At 62.8% G+C, this 20,299-nt stretch carries 15 protein-coding genes; 2 read left to right on the plus strand and 13 right to left on the minus strand.

The genetic code is table 11. The annotated features are described in order from the left end of the window. Nucleotides 1–17 precede the first annotated feature (17 nt). On the minus strand, nt 18–1,052 hold the full coding sequence (locus VJR68_RS16690) for a serine kinase (protein WP_324149585.1): 1,035 nt from the start codon (nt 1,050–1,052) through the stop codon (nt 18–20). Nucleotides 1,053–1,139: 87 nt separating this feature from the next. Between VJR68_RS16690 and VJR68_RS16695 the strand changes: the two genes are divergently transcribed. Further along, the gene (locus VJR68_RS16695) at nt 1,140–2,687 is read left to right on the plus strand and encodes a B12-binding domain-containing radical SAM protein (protein ID WP_414647808.1); all 1,548 of its coding nucleotides are present in this window, start codon (nt 1,140–1,142) and stop codon (nt 2,685–2,687) included. Then, nucleotides 2,662–3,873, plus strand: a complete 1,212-nt coding sequence (locus tag VJR68_RS16700) for a nucleotidyltransferase family protein (RefSeq protein WP_324149589.1) — start codon at nt 2,662–2,664, stop codon at nt 3,871–3,873. Before VJR68_RS16695 ends, VJR68_RS16700 begins: the two co-directional genes overlap by 26 nt. 124 nt (nt 3,874–3,997) lie before the next feature. Here VJR68_RS16700 and VJR68_RS16705 read toward each other — a convergent pair whose 3' ends face one another. From VJR68_RS16705 to VJR68_RS16760, 12 genes are all read right to left on the minus strand, one after another. Beyond that, on the minus strand, nt 3,998–7,453 hold the full coding sequence (locus VJR68_RS16705; RefSeq protein WP_324149591.1) for an autotransporter outer membrane beta-barrel domain-containing protein: 3,456 nt from the start codon (nt 7,451–7,453) through the stop codon (nt 3,998–4,000). Between the two features lie 391 nt (nt 7,454–7,844). Further along, a complete protein-coding gene (locus tag VJR68_RS16710) occupies nt 7,845–8,972 on the minus strand; it encodes a glycosyltransferase family 4 protein (protein ID WP_324149593.1) in 1,128 nt (375 codons plus the stop codon). Continuing rightward, nucleotides 8,969–10,087 (minus strand): glycosyltransferase family 4 protein, encoded by a 1,119-nt coding sequence (locus tag VJR68_RS16715; RefSeq protein ID WP_324149595.1) that lies wholly within the window; start codon nt 10,085–10,087, stop codon nt 8,969–8,971. Before VJR68_RS16715 ends, VJR68_RS16710 begins: the two co-directional genes overlap by 4 nt. A 126-nt stretch (nt 10,088–10,213) precedes the next feature. After that, the gene (locus VJR68_RS16720; protein ID WP_324149597.1) at nt 10,214–11,725 is read right to left on the minus strand and encodes a B12-binding domain-containing radical SAM protein; all 1,512 of its coding nucleotides are present in this window, start codon (nt 11,723–11,725) and stop codon (nt 10,214–10,216) included. Between the two features lie 231 nt (nt 11,726–11,956). Beyond that, the gene (locus tag VJR68_RS16725; RefSeq protein ID WP_324149612.1) at nt 11,957–12,655 is read right to left on the minus strand and encodes a class I SAM-dependent methyltransferase; all 699 of its coding nucleotides are present in this window, start codon (nt 12,653–12,655) and stop codon (nt 11,957–11,959) included. Continuing rightward, nucleotides 12,655–13,884, minus strand: coding sequence for an amidohydrolase family protein (locus tag VJR68_RS16730; RefSeq protein ID WP_324149599.1), 1,230 nt, complete (start codon nt 13,882–13,884; stop codon nt 12,655–12,657). The genes VJR68_RS16725 and VJR68_RS16730 overlap by 1 nt, the downstream gene beginning before the upstream one ends. A gap of 4 nt (nt 13,885–13,888) precedes the next feature. Then, entirely contained in the window at nt 13,889–14,692 is an 804-nt protein-coding gene (locus tag VJR68_RS16735) for a class I SAM-dependent methyltransferase (RefSeq protein ID WP_324149614.1), read from the minus strand. Nucleotides 14,693–15,027: 335 nt separating this feature from the next. Continuing rightward, nucleotides 15,028–15,864 carry a Wzz/FepE/Etk N-terminal domain-containing protein gene (locus VJR68_RS16740; RefSeq protein WP_324149601.1) on the minus strand — a complete coding sequence of 279 codons (837 nt, stop codon included), beginning with the start codon at nt 15,862–15,864 and terminating at the stop codon, nt 15,028–15,030. 11 nt (nt 15,865–15,875) lie between these two features. Beyond that, nucleotides 15,876–17,009, minus strand: coding sequence for a hypothetical protein (locus VJR68_RS16745; RefSeq protein ID WP_324149603.1), 1,134 nt, complete (start codon nt 17,007–17,009; stop codon nt 15,876–15,878). Beyond that, nucleotides 17,006–17,938 carry a glycosyltransferase family 2 protein gene (locus VJR68_RS16750; protein WP_324149606.1) on the minus strand — a complete coding sequence of 311 codons (933 nt, stop codon included), beginning with the start codon at nt 17,936–17,938 and terminating at the stop codon, nt 17,006–17,008. The genes VJR68_RS16745 and VJR68_RS16750 overlap by 4 nt, the downstream gene beginning before the upstream one ends. After that, nucleotides 17,935–19,185, minus strand: a complete 1,251-nt coding sequence (locus VJR68_RS16755) for an O-antigen translocase (RefSeq protein ID WP_324149608.1) — start codon at nt 19,183–19,185, stop codon at nt 17,935–17,937. Before VJR68_RS16755 ends, VJR68_RS16750 begins: the two co-directional genes overlap by 4 nt. Then, nucleotides 19,182–20,294 (minus strand): DegT/DnrJ/EryC1/StrS family aminotransferase, encoded by a 1,113-nt coding sequence (locus VJR68_RS16760; RefSeq protein ID WP_324149616.1) that lies wholly within the window; start codon nt 20,292–20,294, stop codon nt 19,182–19,184. Before VJR68_RS16760 ends, VJR68_RS16755 begins: the two co-directional genes overlap by 4 nt. Between the last annotated feature and the right edge of the window lie 5 nt (nt 20,295–20,299).

Consider the following 20,299-nt stretch of genomic DNA (forward strand, 5'->3'; position numbering starts at 1 on the left):
GCTCAAGCACTCCACGACTAGCCCCCCTTCCGATCAAGCAAATCGGAGATCGCCTCAACCGACGCACCCGGATGCATCCCGCGCCGCAACTCATGCACACCCATCTCCACCAGCTTGTGCCGGAAGGACAGCCAACCCGGCTGCCCTGCCGCATACGCCTGGTCCGCGTCCAATCGCTCGGCAATCGCGTGTTTGGAAATCGGCTGCAACAAGGCGGCAGGATCATTCGCCGTCTCAGACGATACAAACACCGCGCCCATCAATGTCAGCGGTGACGTGGCCACTCGTCCACGTGCCAGCCGCACATCCGCTTCGTATTTCTCCACCCCGCTGCGCCGCCGGATGATCGGTGAATCCCTGATCCAGCGCCGCGCGCCTTCATCGTCGATCAAGCGCAACGCATCGCTTTTCACGTGCACATAGTTGGTTACCGCCGTCGCCAGCATGCTTTCCGGCTGCACGAACACGGCGTCCTCAGCAAGAAACTCCAAACCGTGCAGCAAGCCATGCAACGCCAACGTCGTCTTGCCAGCGCCGCTGTCGCCCAGCAACAGCACGCCGCGCCCGTCCCTGCCCACACACGCGCCATGCAAGGGCACCAGCCCGAGGCAACGCGCGGCCAGCACGTACACGGCAAACTCGATCAGCTCGTAACGCAGATGATACGGAAACGCGAGCATGTCTTCGGAGGCCACCACCAATGCCTGTCGCTGCCTTGGCGAAATCGCCACGTAGTTCACGGCGTTGATCACGCCAAACAGGATCTCCATGCCTGATTGCATCTGCACCGGTGGCGGCTCGTGCGCATCCGCTAAAGATCGCCCCGGCACCAGCCGCAATTCGATACGCAGTTCGGGCGTCACCCGTGGCAGGCGGTGCGGCGGCACATCGCCATACGCGGCCTCGACCAGGTCCAGCAACGGCTGGCTGTTGCTTTCGAAATGGAAGCGACCGCCCAGCAGTTGCTTGTGCACCGAGAGCGGCTGCGGCAAGCGCTCGCTGAATGGATCAGCACAAAGCGCGCAGGCGGCGGACTGGGGAGATAAGGCCATGCTGATCGAACGCATCCGTGGCAGCCGATGGGGACCGCCGTGAGTGCGCTCACAACTGGCAAAGGTTGCGGCAACCGAATACCTGCCATGGCGCACTCACTGGCACGCAGCACTGCACCCGCCGCGTTTCCCCAGGACCATGAGGCGCTAAATAACATGCTGAAAATTCAGGTCGGCCACTCCTATTTCCTGCGGTACGACCGGAAACAATGGGAGCGCGGCAAACCCTATCCCCCGCTGGCGACGATCCAGATTGCCGCCTGGCTTAGGCAGATGGGACACCAGGTCAGCCTGTTCGATGCCATGCTGGCCGAAGGCGTCGAAGACTACGCCGCCTCCTTGCACGCTGCGCAACCGGACGTGGTGGTCTTCTACGAAGACAACTTCAACTACCTCACCAAGATGTGCCTGAGCGTGATGCGCGACGCCGCCTGCCGCATGATCGGCGAAGCACGTGCGCGCGGCGTGCGCGTGATCGTGGCCGGCTCCGACGCCTCCGATCAGCCGGAAGCGTTCCTTGCCGCCGGCGCGCATGCCGTGCTGATCGGCGAAGGCATCGCCGCCTTGAACGAACTCATCAGCCGCCTGGCGCGCGATCCCGAGATCGACAACGCAAGCTGGACCGCCAACATCACCGGCGTCGCCACCGTGGTCAGCGAAAAGACACACGTGACGCGCATCGGCGTGGTGCCGCCCGATCCGCGGCTCACGCTGCGGCCCGCGTGGGATCTGCTCGACATCAGCCGCTATCGCACCATGTGGCGCGAGCGGCACGGTTACTTCAGCCTCAACATGGCCGCGTCGCGCGGTTGCCCGTTCCGCTGCACCTGGTGCGCCAAGCCGATCTGGGGCAACCACTACAAGCAGCGCAGCGCGCAGGACATGGCTGCCGAAATGACGTACCTGAAGCAGACCTTCCAGCCGGATCACATCTGGATGGCCGACGACATCTTCGGCTTCCACATCGATTGGGTCACCGAGTTCGCCGAGCATCTGCGCGCAGCCGACGGCTCGGTGCCGTTCACCATTCAAACCCGCGCCGACCTGATCAGCGAACGCATGGCCGATGCACTGGCGCAGGCCGGTTGCGCCGAAGCATGGATCGGCGCGGAAAGCGGCAGCCAGCGCGTATTGGATGCCATGAACAAAGGCACGCGAGTGCCGGAATTGATTGCCGCACGCGAACGGTTGGGAACCCGCGGCGTTCGCGTGGGCTTTTTTATCCAGCTGGGCTACCTCGGCGAGCAGTTGGACGATCTGCTCGCCACGCGCGAACTGGTGGCGCAGGCCGCGCCGGACGACATCGGTGTCAGCGTTTCCTACCCCCTGCCCGGTACCAAATTCTATGAGCAAGTAAAGGCGCAGCTGGGCAAGAAAACCCATTGGGACGACAGCGGCGATCTTGCCATGATGTTCCGCGGCGCCTACGACTCGGAGTTCTATCGCCGTTTCCGCGATCTGCTGCACGCACAAGTCACACTGCGGCAATCGCGCGATGCGCACGACGCCCAGGCATGCGCCGCGCTGGATGCGCAATGGGATGCCTTGCTTGCGAACGAATACGCGCATCGCACCGAACACGCCACCTCACCCATCGTGACGATCCGCCATGCTGCCGCCGCTCAAAACTGTTAAAGAAGGCCTGCGCCGCACCACGGAAACGCTGGCGACGGAATTGGCGCATCCCGGCAATACCATGCCGGCGTGGAACGAACTGGATTGGCGCCTCGCTTCCGCGGCTGCCGCGGCGCACGGCATCTCGCCGTTGCTTTACCGCTGCTCGCCATGGCAAAACCTGGCATGGCGGCGATTTCTGGAAACGCAGCATGAGCACGTCGAGCAGCGCCATCAGCGCATCGCCGCCTTGCTCAAGCGCATCGACGCCGAAGCGCGCTCCGCCGGCGTGGCGATGGTCGCCTTGAAAGGCTCGGCCTTGCATGCCATCGGCTTGTACGCGCCGGGCGAACGCCCGATGGCCGATATCGATCTGCTGGTGCGCGCCGAAGATATGGAACAAGCCAGCAAGCTGCTGCAATCGCTGGGCTACGTCGCGTCCTTTACGCAGTGGAAACATCGCACATTCAAGCCTGCGACCGGCGAACCGGTGATGGGCCTGGGCGAGCATCGCGACACGCCGATCAACATCGAATTGCACACGCGCATCCAGGAACGCTTGCCGATACGCACGGTGGACATCACGCACTGGATTTTTCCGCGCCGTGCATTGCCAGGGTTGAATCCCTACCCTTCCAACGGCGCCCTGATGGCGCACCTGCTGCTGCACGCCGCCGGCAATATCTGCGGCCGCAGCCTGCGCCTGGTGCATCTGAACGACATCTCGTTGCTGGCCACGCGCATGCGCGTCAGCGATTGGGAACTGCTGTGGGACCGGCACGAACCCGCCTGGTGGGCGGTGCCGCCACTGCACCTGGTAGCGCGCTATTACGCCAATGCAGTACCGCGCAGCGTACTGGCGCAACTGGAGCCGGCATGCACGGCGTTGCTGCGCCGGTTGTCACGCCGCCAGACGCTTACGCAGGTGTCCTGCTCGGCACTGTGGCTGAGCCCGTTGCCAGGCATCGAATGGTCGCGCTCGTTGGGCGAGGCTGGGCGTTGCGTGTTGAATCGCTTGCGGCCGACTGAGGAAGCGCGCCAGGAACGGGCGGACATGGTACGCACGCAGGTCTGGTTGCGCGGGCAGGATTGGGTGCGGCAGAAGCATGCGCGGCGCTTGCTGACGTGGCTGACGCGGCCGGTGCCGCGGATGGATACGTTGTATGTGGTGCGTGCGGCGCTGGATGAGTTTGTTTCGGCGACGTAGGTTCCCTCCCCTGCTTGAAGGGGAGGGTATAGACCGAAGCGAGTTTTGATCGCGCAGGCTGGGATGAAATCCCAGCGCTTTTCACATGGCGATGCTGGGGTTTCATCCCAGCCTACGCTGCCAGCTACAGGCTCATTCGCACGCCTGCTGCTACATGCCATCCGCCGGCAATGGCACCGTTTCTGGATGTATCGCCGGCTTCGGCAAACGCGCTCCATGTGCGGCCCAATCCCACGTGCACGCCCGCCACGGCTTCGCCCGCCGTGCCCGAATGCGTCGGCAGGTCTACCGGGACGGATCCGCCATCGAGCGATGCGGTAACGTTGGCCTGGCCGCCCACCGTGTGGATGACCGACACGCGCGTATACACATCACCCGTCACGCCCGGCGACAGCACGAACGTCTTGCCCACGAGCACGCCGGCACGGGTGAGAAAGCTGTGATTCTGCTTGACGTCGAAACGAACCTGGTCGCTCGCGGTGTAATGATGTCCGCTGATCGAGCCATACGCCGCCTGCCATTGCGGTTCGATATAACCGCCACGCGCTCCTTCAAAACGCCGCCCGACGCGAACCGACGCACTGGCCGCAGACGTGTGATAGCGACCGGCCGACGTACCGAAGGCATCCATCGACGAATAGCTGTTACGCAATTGCCCAACGCGAGCCATCACATCGGCAAACACGCCGCTATTCGACACCCAGGTGCCGTAAGCGCCAAGAGAGTCGGCGCGCAAATCGGCCCTGCCGTCCTGCAGGCTGGCATGTGATTGCGTGTGCGTATAAACCAGGCCGGCGACATTGCGACCGCCATCGAAATCCGTGCGCTGTTCCGCGCCGAACGATGCGCTGGTTTCGCTCTGGCGATACGTGCGTCCATCAACGCTATTGCCGACGAAGTCGCCGCCGTCCACATCGGTCCACACGCCGGAGGTCATCGATGCATCGTCCGCGCGCAGCGCTTCGCTGTGGCGCGACACGGATTGTTCTTCGATTTGCCAGATATTGGCCAACGCAAGCGTGGCATCGCCGGCGGCGAGCACACCCGTCGAAGGCGTGATGATGGTCGCGCTGCCCGTCGTTGCGGTCGTACTGCCCGCAGTCGCCACGCCGGAGCCGGTGCCTTCCTCGTTTGTCGTGCCTGTACCGGAAGAACTCGTGCTGGCCGTACCTGTCGTCGCCGTCGTTCCTGTGCTGGACGTGCTCGACGTACCCGCACTGCTGCTCGTGCCACCGGATACGGTGCTGGAGCCACCGCTGGAAGACGATGACGTGCTTCCGCCCGACGTGCCGCTCGATCCATTGCCCAGGATGTCGATGCCGGTAAGCACTATCTGCTTGCCATCCGAACTCAGGCGCACGTCCGGCACATACGAGAAACGCACCAGTGCATTTTCATACGTGGTGCTCCACTGGCTGGTCAGCCCTTTTACGCCGAGGAAGCTCGCCGTGCCATTGGCGGCCGCGCTTGCATCGACAATCACGATCGGGCTGGAGGCCGCGATCGTGGTGCCGTTCTGCAACATCGTCGCATTTATCCACGAGGTGCTGCTGAGCACCGGGTCGTAGGCAATGCGCACCGCCTGTGTGCCCTGCGCCGAAAACGAACGGATGCCGCTGCCGAACACCACTTCATCCGCCTGGCCGTTGCGGATATCGCTCAACAGCGTAAACACCGCGCCATCGGCGAGACTGACGCTGGCGCCACTGCCGTTGACCTGCAACGTACGCAAACTGTAAGACGGCACGCTGCTGGGCGAGAACGTGCCCCAGCTGGCAGCCATGTCGATCACGCCACCGGAACCGACGTTGAGCGTGCCCGTGCCGAAATTCGTGCTGAGCGTACCGGTTCCGGTGACGATCCAGCTGCCGCCGTTGCTCAGCGATACGTTGGCCTGGCCGACCGTTCCATCCGTATCCGCCAACACCAGACCATCCAGCCAAGAACTCGACGTGTCGAGGTTGAGGTTGAGAACACCGGCAAAGCCACTCTTCGAATTGGTAAGGATGTCGCCCTGGATGGTGACGTTGTTGCTGGTCCCTTGGTTGACATTCGTCGTCGCCACCGATGAACCGGCCGAGCGCGTGACCACACCATAGTTGCTGGCCGCTTTCGAACCCGCAGCCACCGCAGTGGAAAGGCCGCCGGTGAAATTCGCCGTGCCGTAGTTGACGACGCCATACGTGGCGCCCGCGACTTCGGAGACCGTGATGGCGACATTGCTGGCCACGTTTAGCGATAGCGAGTTGGCGATACCGAACGCCGAATGGCTACCCTGCGTGCCAGTCGCCTGGATCTGCGTTTTACTGCCGGCCTTTGTCAACGACATGTTGCCGGTGTTGTTGATGCCGTAGACATCCGAGTCGCCCTCGAAGGTGCCGTTGGTGGCCGTGATGTCGAGGTTGCCGCCAAACACCATGTAGCCGTTGCCGCCATTGCCGCCGTTGTTGTAGACGCCGGTCGTGGCACCGAACGGACTGCTGCCCCCTTGTGCCGAGATGGTGGCATCGCCGTTGAACGTCGTCTTGGACAACCGATGGCCGGCATTGACGCCAAACGCGCTGCGGTTGCCGATGGCGGTGACGGTGGCGGGGCCGCCGACGTAGATGTAGCCGTTGTTGCGAATGCCCATCACGGTGGAACCATGGGCGATGGCATACAGCTTCAGATAGCCGTCTATTTCGGTGTGCGCCGATACGCTGCCATTCCAGATGCCATTGACGTTATCCGAGGGATACACACCATTCGCCGTCAGATCGACGTTGCCGGTCACCTTCAGTACGCCGCGGCCTTCGCCCTCGATGGCGTAATCCGTGCTGTTGCTGTCGGATTCCGCGGTGAGGTTGCCGTTGATCGTGATGCTGCTGCCGTTGCCGGTAAGGTAGATGACATGGCCATAGCCCGGCGTCGACGCTTTCAGCGTGGTGTCGCCGTTGATGGTGATGCTGCCGTAGTTGTCGGCCCACAACGCAAGCGCATTGCCGTAGATGGTGCCGCCGATGCGCTGGGTCCAGGAATTGTTGTCGACGGCCGTAACGCTGACCGGACCATTGATGGTGACCGACTTGGAAGCACCCTGCGGACTGGATGCGTACACGCCGACCGCTGCGCCACCGGTCGTGCCGGTACTCGGCACGTCGCGGGTAGCCAGGATGGACAGATTGCCCGCCGTGGCGTTGAGGATCACCGACGAAGAGGATGATTCGATATCAACGCCATACACGTTGGTGTTGGCTGATTCCACCTTGACGGAGTCCCCGTTCGCAAAGGCGTACACCAGATTGCCGTTGGCATCGGTGGATGTGTTGTATGACGTATCCGCCGACGTACCCGTCAAGGTCGCCGTATAGGTCGTCGCCGGCGCGGCCTTTGCCTTCGCCGCCGTCAATGCAGCAAACGTCGCCATCATCGAAATCGGAATCGCCCGGCGCCGTTGGCGCATGCGCAGCCGTTCCATCGCTTGCGCATAGTTCACCTCGACCGAGGCCTGCCAGGCTTCCGGAAGCTGCGCGAACAGATACGGCTGTCGCCGGTAAAAGCGCCAGGCCTCGATGCTCGACGCGTCGATTTTTTTATTCACCTTATTGTCCCCTGTTGAAGCACAACCAGCTTCGCACGCGTAAGTACCACATGGCGCGTCGTTCGTTGACGCCAAATAGCGCGGGTGTGAAGGCAATCACGCAGAAAGTTCGGCGTATGCAGCGCAGTTGTCAGCAAAATCATCAGGCGACACGTGATGACATGTAGGTCGAGGTGCGAACCCAACATCGCCATGCATGCGGGCATCACCATGTTGGGGTTCGCACCCCAACCTACGCTAGCGGGCCGGGGGAATGATGGGCTCGCGGCGATGACCGCAGCTGTCAGCAATATCATCAAGCGACGCGCGATGACATGTAGGTTGGGGTGCGAACCCCAACATCGCCATGCAAGCGGGCATCACCATGTTGGGGTTCGCACCCCAACCTACGCTAGCGGGCCGGGTGAATGATGGGCTCGTGGCGATGACACACTTGCCGGTACAGCGCTTCAAACATGCGCGCCGAGCAATCGGCATCTTCCAGCAATGCACGACGCTGCGCTTCCATCGCCATGCGTAACCGCAACGGTTCGTTGTCCAGCACACAGCGTATCGCTTCGGCCAGTTCTTCCCAATCGCCCACCGGTACCGCCAGCGCTGCAGCCGGCGACCATTCCGCGATATGCCCCACGGCCGTGCCCACGGTTGGCACACCGGCTACTGCCGCCTCCAGCAACACCAGCGGACCGGCTTCATGCAGGGAGGACATCACCAGTAAATCCGCCGCCTCCATGATCGGGCGCAATTCGCGTTGCGTCTTGAAACCGAGAAAACGGATATAGCGCTGCAAACCCAGTTCGCTCGTCAACGCCTGCAATTGGCCGCGCAACGTGTCCACGCCGACGAGGTTGAGCTGGAACTCGACGCCTTCCTTGGCCAGCAAAGCCAATGCACGCAGCAACGTGGCCTGGTCTTTCACGCGGTTGATGCTGGCCACGTGAATCAGTTGCGCGCATGCCGATTTGCGCCGGCGCGGCGCCAGCGCAGGCCAGCGGCGCAGGTCCACGCCCAGCGGCACGCGCAGCGCGTCCAGGCCCAGGCTGTTCAACGAATCAAGTATCGGCATGCTCGCCGCGGTGATGGCATCGGCACCGCGCAACACCAGCGCTTCGCGCAGGCGCCCTTTCCATTTGCGCCGGCCGCCGTAGCCGATCGCATCCAACGCGATGAGTTCACCGCCGGCGATGTGCACCAGGCTCGGCAGATGCAGCAGCTTGGCGGCCGCCACGGCGATAAAACTGCAGGAGCCGGAAAAAATGGCATGGACCAGGTCGAACGGCGCACGGCAATGCTCGTTGCGTATCGCCATGACGGCGCGCAGACGCGTCCAGCCGTCGCCGATGTTGTGGATGTGCGCGCCAGCCAGCTCCCAGCGCCCTGCCCTGGCCTCCTGGTGCAGTACGAACACATGCACGTCGTGCATGCGCGCCAGGCGCTCGATCAAGGCAAGGAAGGCAGGAATCACGCGCACCTCGCCACTGCGATCCACGCCACCGGGCAGCACCAATGCAAGCTTCATGGTGCGCTCCTGCCAAGCACGTGCGTATAGGCGCCGGCCCACTTGCGGCCGACAGCCGCGAACGAGAGGTTGTCATCGAAATAGCGCCGCACCTGCTCGCGCGAAGGCCGGTTGCCGGCGGCACGCACCAGCGCATCGGCCAGTTTCGCCGCATCGCCAGGCTGCCATAGCTCGCCCATGGCGCCTTCGCTGGTCAATGCGCGAAACGATGGAATATGGGTCACCACCGGAAACGCCCCGCATGCCACCGCCTCGAGCAAGGCATAGCCGCAGCTTTCGGCGTGGCTGCCGGACACGAACAGATCAGCCGCCTGCATCAGGCGTTCGATACGCGCGTGCGGCAACTTGCCGAGCAGATGCACGCGTCCAGCCAGACGTGGATCGCCAGCGACACGCTGCTGCACCTGGGCCAGCAACGGCGCATTGCCGAACGCGCACCACAGCTGCAGATCAGGCAGCTCGGCTGTGGCCACGGCGATGCCGTCGAGCACGGTCAACGGATCCTTGCCATCATTCAAATGCCCGACCCAGGCAATGCATGGATTGCCATAGCAGCCGGTTTCAGCGCGAGCTGTAGCGCAATCACCCAGCACAAAGCGACAGCTCGACTCCGGTATCGCAAACAGCTTGGTGCGCGCATTCAACACGCCCACAGAGGTGAACGGCTGCGCCAATTCATTGGCGGTAAACGCCACGCCCGCCGCGTTGGCATACCAGCGACGCCACAGCGGGCGCCGCCACCAGCGCGGTGGGCGATCGGCGTGATCCTGGAATAACACCGGCAAGCGCGGCAGGTAGTGCGAAATGGCAAATGCATCCTCACCGAAGCTCAAGCCATGCACGTGCAGCACATCCGCCTTGAGCTGGTCGAGCTGGCTGGCAAACTGATAGCCGCGGTCGATCAGGGTTTTGGCTTGGCCGATATCCAGGAAGTGATAGTCCACCTCGTTGCGCACGACGCGTTCGCGGCGTGCCGCGGCCTGGATCACCGAAACCTTGATGCCGGAACTGGCGGCAGCGTCGGGAATGTCTGCCAGCGAAGGCCAGTGTGCGAACACGTCGGCAGCAGCGAGCTCCTTGGGCGGTGACAGGAAATTGATTTGTGCGACGTGCACCTATGTGTGCTCCTGAAATCTCGATTCAACGCTCCCGCGTAAGCTGGGATGCAATCCCAGCACGTCTGGCGCGCCTCATGCTGGGATTGCATCCCAGCTTACGTACGCCATCTACGCCAAACACACCTACAACCCCGACACCTGCGGCATGCGCAACTTCACCAACCGATTGGCCAGGTTCAATTCCCACGGCCGGTCGTAACGCCGATAGCGATAGCGCCACGTTGCCATCGCGCTCAGGCTGCGCTTGGCCCACGTTGGCGAGCGCATGTCCTGCACGGTGGGATAACGGCAACGCAGCACGGTGACGAAGTCGTGGATGCGCTGGCGCAGCTTGTCGGTCAGCCACGGCGCGTCGGCATGGCAGGCATAGTCCACCCATTGGCGCTGCGTCCATTCTTCCGGCGTTTTCGGAAACACCACCGGCTCGCCATTCAAATCGCGCAACGCCATGCCCGGCCGCTTGCCGCGATCTTTTTCGTGCCGGCTGCTTTCCGGCAGCGGCGTGTAGATGTAGACGATGATTTCCGACATGGGGTTGATACGCTTGAGCTCGCGGATGAACTCGAAGGTGTGTTCGGTTTCCTCTTCGGTATTCTCCGGCGGCGCCACCATGAAGGACAGTTCTGGAATCACGCCGTTGCGCCGGCACAACTCGGCTACTTCCAGCGTCTGGTCCGGCCGCGTGCCCTTGCGGATTTCCTTCAGCATCTGGCCGCTGGGCGATTCCGCGCCGATGTAGGCCATTTTCAGGCGGCTCTTGCGCACCAGCTTCCACGAGCTTTCCGACAACTTCAGCAGCGCATCGGCGCGGGCATAGCACCACCACGGCAGCTCCAGCTTCGCCATCACTTCGAGCAGCGGGACCATGTCTTCCTCGCGGTCGAAGAAGTTGTGGTCGAAGAACTGGATGGAATCGGCGCCGAGTTCGTATTTCAGAAACTTAAGTTCGCGCTCCAACCGTGCCGCCGTCGGCAACATGGTGGTACCGCCGAACATCGCCGCCACGCCGCAGAACGTGCAACGGAATCGGCAACCGATCGCTGCCTGATGCGCCGCCGTGCGCCGGCCCAGAAAGGTGCGCGCGAGATAGCGGCGCGGATCGCCCAGTTTCTCGTATGGCAGCACGACGCCGTTATCCGGCAGCGAAAAACGGCGGTTCGGGTTGTGCACGATGCCGCCGTCGTGTTTCCACGACAGACCGCCGATGTTGGCAAGCTTCGGCTCCGCCTGGCTCAGCGCCTGCACCAGTTCCGGCAGGCTCTCTTCGGCCTGGCCGCGAATGGCGTAGTCGACGTATGGCGCGGCGAGCGCGGTGTCCGTGTAGAGCGTGGGGAAATAGCCGCCCCAGATGATGGGCACGTGCGGAAAGCGCTCGCGGATGATTTTGGATACGTCGATGGCGGGCGCGATCTGCGGGCCGCCCATCACGCTGATGCCGACGGCGTCGACGTTGCCCTGCTCCATCTTGTGCAAGGTGGCGGTGAGCAGATCGCGGTCGACGTTGCCGTCGATGATGTCGCTGCGGCCATGCTTGTCGAGAGCGGCGGCGAGATTCAACAACGACAGCGGGAAGCGCGCGCTGCTGCGCGAGGTGATGGTGGGATTGATGAGGAGAGTGCGTGGTGAACGAGGCATAGGCTTTATGTGATGCGAATGATGGTGCTGGTCAATCACTGCGTGTTCCTCATCGCAAGGCATATTTCAATGAATTCATCTGCTCGCTAAAGCACAAGCAACCCCACCCCAGCCCTCCCCTGCCGCCGCAGGGGAGGGAGCACATCATCGCGATAAGCAGCCCCCTTCCCTGCTTGCAGGAGAGGGTTGGGGTGGGGTGCGAGCGCAGCGAGCCGAAACGTGCACGCATGATCAAAACGTCCGCCGCAACCGAAACACCAACGCGACCGGTACTTCCAGCGCCGTGCGATCGAAATTCGCCTCCGCCGGAATATCCGCCGGATCCAGCATCGGCTCCAGCACATCCTCGATCACCAGCCCCAGCGTCTTACACGCCGCATGCCAGTGGCTATACAAATGCTGCGTATGACGCACCGCATAACGCTGCCCGTCATGCTTGAAATCACGCTGCCAGCCGAGCGCCGGTCCGATCGGATGCACGTCGCTGCACAACACGACGCCGCCCGGACGCGTCACGCGGCGCAGTTCGCGCAGTGCATCGTGCAGGTGTTCCAGATGGCCGACGACCAAGCCGCTGAGGGTGAGATCGGCCCACGTATCGAGCACCGGCAGCGCGTGCATGCCGCCTTGCGCCAAACCAATACCTGCATTGAACTGGCATGCCGTCAGCTCGACGTACGCACGCCGCAGCATCGCCGCGGAGAGATCCACGCCGATGCTGCGCGATGCGCCACGGCGCAAGGCATGCAACAGGTAGCGCCCGCTGCCGCAACCCACATCGAGCACGTTCAAGCCGTGCAGATCCGCCGGCATCAGCGCGAGCATGGCGCGCTCTTCGGCTTGCATCACCGGATTGTGCGCATGCGAGGGATAATTCGGCGCCCACATGGCATAGGCTTCGGTCGGCGAAAGAACCGGTGCGCTGGTCATCATGGGCAACTCCCGCTTGCTGTCGCAAGCTCACGCTCGATGTGCCCCGTTGCGAAGGCGAGTCCGGGTTCCAACGCTAGCAAGGCAGGTTCCGCCAAGGACTTGGCCAGCAGCTTCGGTTGGCCATCCAGCATCACCGGCACGGCATCCACGCCGGCTGCAGCAAACCAATCGGCAAAATCCGGATCGGCGATGCGCGGCACACCATTGCGCACGACGGCACGAATGCGGCTGCGCTCGATACCCACCAGGCTGCGCACGGGATCGCCGCCAAGGTCTTTCACGACGACCAGGTCCGCCGTTGCACCCGGCAACAAGTGGCCGCGCGCCGGCATGCGCAGGATGCGCGCCGCGTGTGTCGTCGCCAGCGCGAGCAGTTGCGCCGAGTCGAGATCACAGTCATCGACGACACCGGCCAGTTCTTCCAGCAGATCGCGTGCACCGCTCAGTCGCGAATCGCTGCCCAGCGCAAGCCGGCCTGCCGCACACAGGCGGCGCGGATCGAGCGTGCGCCCCAACAGATTGAGATTGCTGCGCGGACACCACACCACCGCAGCGCCCTGTGCGATGACGCGATCGATGTCCTGCTCGCTCAACCCAACGCCGTGAATCAGCACGCTGTTGCCAGCCAGGCAACCGAGTTGATCCAGTTGCGCCAGCTCGGCGGCCGCCATGGCATCGGTACCTTCGGCCAGATGGATCAGCCACGGGCTATCCGCGGGCGTAGCAGTAAAACTCTCTCGTACCGGCGGCCCATAGCCGGACCAGCCGAGCGCATAGCTCCAACCGTGGTCGCGCAGCAACGCGATAGGGAAATCATTCGCATCCAATGCAGGATGCCAAGGGTCGTGATGCGCGACGCAAGTGGTACCGGCCAGCAGATTCTTCAGCGCGCCGTGGCGCATGCGCAGCGCTTTCGGCGTCTGCAGTGCGGCAACCACTTCGGGATGCTGAAAATGCGCCTGGAACGCCTCGATCCAGGCATAGCTGTTGGGAAACGTCGCATGCGCAGGCAGCGGCGGCACTGCGTTTACTTGCAAGTGATCGTGCGCGTTGATCAAGCCCGGGAAAACCAGATGGTCGCGCAGGTCGACGCGATACGCCGACGTGGCGACGGCAGCATCGATGCGCCCTGCCCTGATCGGCAACAGTGCGCGCGTAACACTCTCCGGCGTTACCGTGGCCGCGTGGCACAAGGTGGTGTGAGTGCTGGCTGGCAGCGCTTCCATCGCCTCAGCGCCGCTGCATCACGATCAGAAAGTGATCGCCCATGTCGCGCAGCACAGGCCATGCACCGAAGCGATCATCCAGACGGCCGAGCCATTCGCCGAACCTGCGGTGGCGCTGATAAAAGTCCACCAGGTACGGCGGTGGCATGAACAGGCTCAGCGCGCGATAGCTGTTCAAATCGAAGTGCGGCGCGAACGCGCGATAGAACTCGCGCGGCAAGTAGTACTGCGTCCAGATCGTGTGGCGATTCATGCCCACGGCGGTGACGCCGCGCGTGGCGCGAATGCCCGCGCGCTTGAAGCGTCCCTTGAAAAAGTAATAACCCACTTCCCACGGACAGATCCGGCCGATCACCGAAAACACCAGTTTGCCGCCGGGCCGCAGCAGGCGTGCGCATTGATCGGCCACCTCGACCATGTCCGGCGCGCAGTTGAGGGGACCGAAGTTGGAATAGATCCCGTCGAACCCGCCTTCCAGCCGGTCGAGCTGGTGCACGCCAACGTGCACCGCCGATACCTGCGCATCCACACCTGCCGCGGCTGCACGCGCCTGCGTGCGTTCCACCATGCGCGGCGACCAGTCGCTGGCCACGACGTGATAACCGCGCGATGCAAATTCCACGGCATCGATTCCCGTGCCGCAACCTAAGTCGAGCAAGCGCGAGCCGTTCGGCACTTCGCGCCGCACGGTGTCCCACAAGGTGAGACGCATGCGCTGGATCAGGTCGTTGTTGCCGCGGGGGCCGTCGTAATCGGCGGCCACACTGTCGAATGCGCGCTGGGTGTCGAGCAGCTGCGCTTCATTCAGCGTGGCGGCCTGGCTTCCTGCTTCTAGCTGGTAGGTACGACTCACTTCGGTCTCCGCCGGGTTGGCATGGGGCACGTCGTGAGTGCTGATGTGGGCGGATTTGGTTGAATGGGCATGAAAAAAGCCCTCTTCCTTCCGGACAGAGGGCTCTGTCGGCTGGGATGACATCCCAGCATCGTCATGCCTATGAATGCTGGGATGTCAGCCTACGTGTGGAGCCGGTAGGTTGGGGTGCGAACCCCAACATTGCCATCTCCCACGCATCGCGATGTTGGGGTTCGCACCCCAACCTGCATGCCATCCCAGCCTACGGTTGCTTGCATGCCGATGCCTGACTAGCTTGCGTTGGCCCAACCTACCGATTGCATAGCCGCCCTGCGCCGCAACGCATTCCTGCCCACCGCGGCGACCACGCCCAGGAACAAGCCGCCCACTACGCCCATGCCCCAGATCAGTACCGGATTGGGAAACGCCGTGTGATCGGGCACGTACACCGGCCACATCAGTGCGGTGTCATAGGTGTAGGCATCGCCAAGGCGATTGAGCAGGTCGTCGCGCGTCTGTTGCAAGTCGCTGAGTTCGTCGCTCTTGCTCATCAGCAACAGGCTGGCGAAGTTGTCCTTGCTCTGCGCGACGGTCTGTTGCAGATGGTCCCGCTCGGTCATCACGTTCTGCAGATCGCGCTGGGCTTCGTCCAGGCGCTGATGGGCAAGGCGCAATTGCGGTACTGCTATGTCCCGGTGAATCACCTGCAGTGCGGCTACGGTTGCCTCGGCCAGCTGGCGCGCCTGTTGTGGCGAATGGGCACGCACGCTCAGCTTCACCAGCGGGCCGGCATACGGCAGCGGCTCCACTTTCAGGCTTTTGCGATAGAGCTTCGCCTCCGGCGCATCCGGCATGAAGCCGATGCTTTGCAGCACCTGGTTCTGGAACGGAATCAGTTGCAGGCGTTCGAGCACGCGTTGCAGCGGCTCGATTTTGGGGTCCTGCCCGCCCGGCGCTGTACCAATCTGGCCGATGCGAATCCACGCATCCGCCTGCCACTGCGGCTTGGCGCTACGCATGTACGCGAATGTAGCCAGCAATACCACTACGAACACGGCCAGAAACCACAGCCATTCGCGGCGTAGCAGCCGCCACATGTCGATCAGGTAGATGTCTTCTTTTTGCATGGGTTTCAGGCTCAAGAGTGGAGATGCAAGACATGCGCCCTGCTCGGCAGCCATGCTGCCAACAGCTGCAACACCAGGCACACGCCGATAAAGCCGGCGCTGCTCCAGGTGTAAGCCTGCGGGGCGAACGGTGACATGACGCAGCAGTAGGAAACGCGCAGGAAAATCAGCAACGGAAACAGCGATGCGGCCGGCTGCACGCGGCGCACGCTCCACGCCAGCAAGGCGTACATGCCCACCATCGACAGCACCGCGCCCGCCGGCCCCCACGCCATCAGGAACGGCAGGAACTCGGTGCCGACGTTGATGTTCGGTGCATCCAGTGGGATATCCGTGCCGGCGGTGGCAATCGAACCCGCACCGGGCACCAGCTGATTGATCAGGAACGTCGCGTTGACGTAATGCTTGGCGAGGATAGCGCCGAAGTTGTACGGACCGGCGCTGATATACAGCAGCAGCCACTTGATGCCCGACGGCATCGCGCGATACGCATCGCTGAACGGCAAGGCCACCGTATCCAACGTGCCAGAACGCAAGATGCCCAGCACCGAGAACACACTGGCGCCCAGTACGCCGATCAACGTCACCGCTTTCCACGGTAAGGGTTTGCTCGTATCACGACGCAAGACCACCACGAAGGCCAGTGAAAACAGCGATGCAAACAGGCGATTGCGATCGATCACCAGCACCGGAAACGCCACGCCGATAAACACCAGCAGATTGCGCAGCCATTTGCGGCGAGCGCACAGCATGCCGATCGGCGGCAAGGTCCAGCACATGTCGGAGATATGCCGAATGTGCTCATGGCCGCCTTCCATCGTGGCATAGGAAGAAGGATCGACCAGCAACGGAATGGGAAACAGTGCCAGGTCCAGCAAGCAGAACGCGATGATGCCTGCGGCATACGCCATGGCCACGAAGGATTCACGCGTACCTGCATAGCAGCGCGCGCGAAACACTGGCACGGGCGGCAAGCGCGGGCCAGCGAACACGTCGAACAGCACGACACCCAGCGCCGTCGCCACCAGCAGCAACATGCCCTCCAGGTAATCACCCGGCAGCTCGTAGCTGAGCAGCGTGCAAGCGCATGCCAACAGGATCGGCACAGCCAGGTAGGTCGACGGCAGTCGCAGCAGCTTGCTCATGTCTTTTCCACCAACCTGCCCGCGGGCGGCAACCGCACTTTCGAGGCAAGCAGCAGCGAGAGATACGCCAGCAAATGACAACCCAGCAGCAGGGAGCGTTTTTGCAGGAAAGCGACCTTGGCACTGATGTAGTGCGACTGCGCCTTGAGCAGGCTGCGGTAAGGCTCGTCGAACATCTCCGCCCGGCGCCGCGCGACCTGCCACGATTCGGTGAGATTCACGATGCGCGTCGCGGTATGCCGCGTCTTGCTGACATTGTTGCCATGCAGGCGATAGGCGCAGACCGGCATATCGATAAAGCCCAGCGCGTCACGCGCTGCCAGGCGCAGGAAGAAATCCCAGTCGTCGATGCGCAGCCCTTCGGTCCAGCGATCCACCGTTTCCAGCGCGCTTTTCCGCAGCAAGGCGACGGGACCGCCGATCGCCCACTGGCTGATCACCGCGCGGCGGATGCCCTCGTCCGTGCGGTACAGGCTTTTATCGGCACCGTGCAGATCGCGCATGCCGCTGTCGTGCAGCTTGTTGCCGTATTGGTCCACCACGATGGAATCGCCGATCACCGCATGCTTGCGCGGATGCGCCTGCAGGTAGTTCACCAGCGCAAACAAACCACCCGGCAGCAGATAATCATCGCTGGCACCCAGCCGCAGGAATTCGCCATGCGCGCGCGCCGCCAGCTCGTTCAAGGTCGCCGCGATGCCGCGGTTTTCATCGTGACGCACGTATTCCACACGCAGCTGATGACGGTACCGCGCCGCCCATCCGGCGATGCGTTCGCCGGTGCGGTCGGCGGAGCCATCGTCGATGATGACGATCTCCTTGGCGGGATACGTATCTTCCAGCACGCTGTCCAGGCAGCGCTCCACGAAGCGCTCGTGGTTGTAGGCCGGAATCAGCACGGATACCAGCGGCGTGGCTGCCGTCGTCATAGCGCCCCCAGATAACGTCGCGCAACGACCACGTTGAACACGAGATAGAACAGGTAATTGACCGCGAAGGCGTACATGGCACCGATCAGCCCAAAGGATGCGGTGAACACGTAAACCAGGGCTAGGTAGCTCAGCGCAAACACGCATTCGGAAATCACGAACAGCCGCGTCATGGCCTTGGCCAGCATCAGATAAGACAGCATGAACGAGGCGATCTTGAGCACGTCGCCGAGCAATTGCGGCCCGTACAACGCATTCGCTGCCGAGAAATCCGCGCTGAACAATATGCGCGTCACCCAGCCGCGCAGCACATACACCAGCGCTGCCAACAGGATGACCGCCGGGAGCAGAATGCGATAGGCATTACGCAGCTCAGCCGCCAGCGAGGCGCGCTCATGCGTTGAAGCAAGCTTGGGCAGGTAATAGATGTTGATGGCAGTGGTGAGGAACAGCAGGTAGGCATCCGACACCTTGCTCACCGCCTGCCAGTAACCGACCTGATCCCAGCCGAACTGCAACGCCAGGTGATTGCGTACCGCAATATTGATCAGCGGCGGCAACAAGGCCGAGGTGAGCGTCATCACCGAGAACGCCGCGAGCTTCGCGCTCATCTCGCGGTCAAAATGCATGCGCAGCATGCTGCGCTGGAAATACGGACTGCGCCGCCACACCGGCAGGCCGACCAGCAGCAACAGCAGCTGTCCCACCACCATCGCCAGCAGCACGCCGTACAAATGCAGCCAATGCGACAACCCGACCGCCATCGCCACGCTGAGCGCCGAACCCAGCACCTGGATAAACGCCAGCCGGCGCACGTCCATGAAACCGTTGATGACCGCCAGGATGTAATTGGCCAGGGCAATGCCCAACTGCGCGATGGCCAGCAGGCGGATCAGGTTTTCGTAACGCACATCGCCCAGCAACCACAACGACAGCTGCCTGCTCAGCAGCAACGCCGCGCAACCCATCAGGCAGGAAGCAATCAGCGCGTACCACAAGGCTGCCGCCAGCAAGCGCGAAAGCTTTTGCGCATCGTGACGGTATTCCGCCACGTATTTCACGATACCCGCGCTGATGCCACCGCCGGCCAGCACTGCCAGCAGCGACATCAGGCTCATGAATTGCCCCAGCTTGCCCACGCCCTCCGGTCCGGCCAGCCAGGCCACCAGCTTGATCACCACCAGGCCGGTCAACAACCGCGCTGCGGTGGCGATGCTGGAATAGAAGCCGGCGCGCACGATATTCATGCACGGTACTCGAAGGATTGGCAGGCGGCGATAACACGATCGGCATCTTCGTCGCGCAGCGTCGGCCCGATCGGCAGGCTCAGCACTTCCTGGTGCAACCGATCCGTTAACGGCAGTGGCAAGCCGCGCAACGCCGGGTAAGCCGATTGCCGATGCGGCGGTATCGGATAATGCACTTGGGCTTGGATGCCGTGCGCCTGCAGGTGCCGCTGCAAGGCATCGCGCTGCGCGCAGCGCACCACGAACAGATGCCATACGTGCTGCTCTTCGCTCTGCACGATCGGCAGCTGGATGTGCGGATGATGGATGCCTTCGCGATAGCGCAGCGCGATATGGCGGCGATGCGCGATGTCGTCGTCGAGATAATTCAGCTTTACGCGCAGCAAGGCTGCCTGCAACTCATCCAGGCGCGAATTGATGCCCTGATAAAGATGGTGGTATTTCATTTCCGAACCGTAATTGCGCAACGCCGCCACACGGTCCGCCAGTACAGCGTCATTGGTGACGACGGCACCGCCATCGCCCAGCGCGCCAAGATTTTTGGCCGGAAAAAAGCTGAAACCCGCGGCGTGCCCGAACGCTCCTGCCCTGCGGCCATCGCTTGCCGCGCCATGCGCTTGCGCGGCGTCTTCGATCAGCAGCAGATGATGGCGCTCGGCGATATCGGCCAACGCAGGCATGTCGGCCAATTGCCCGTACAGATGTACCGCCATGATCGCGCGCGTGCGCGGACCGATCGCAGCCGCCACGCGCAGGGGATCGATATTGAAGCTGGCCGGGTCGGGTTCCACCGGCACCGGCACGAGGCGGTTTTCGGTGATGGCGAGGAAACTGGCGATAAAGGTATTGGCGGGGACGATCACTTCGTCGCCATCATGCAACGCGCCCAGTTCCTTGTAGGCACGCAGGATCAGCGATAGCGCATCCAGCCCGTTGCCCACGCCGATCGCACGGCGCGCGCCGCAGTAGCGGGCGAATTCGTGTTCGAACGCGGCCAGCTCCTGACCAAGGATGTACCAGCCCGAATCGATCACGCGCGCGGCAGCGGCTTTCAGCTCGTCGGCGTGGCGGGCGTTGATGGCCTGGAGGTTGAGGAAGGGGATGTCCATGTCAC

This window comes from Dyella sp. (assembly GCF_035277725.1).
In the GTDB taxonomy this organism is placed as follows: Bacteria; Pseudomonadota; Gammaproteobacteria; order Xanthomonadales; family Rhodanobacteraceae; genus Dyella_B.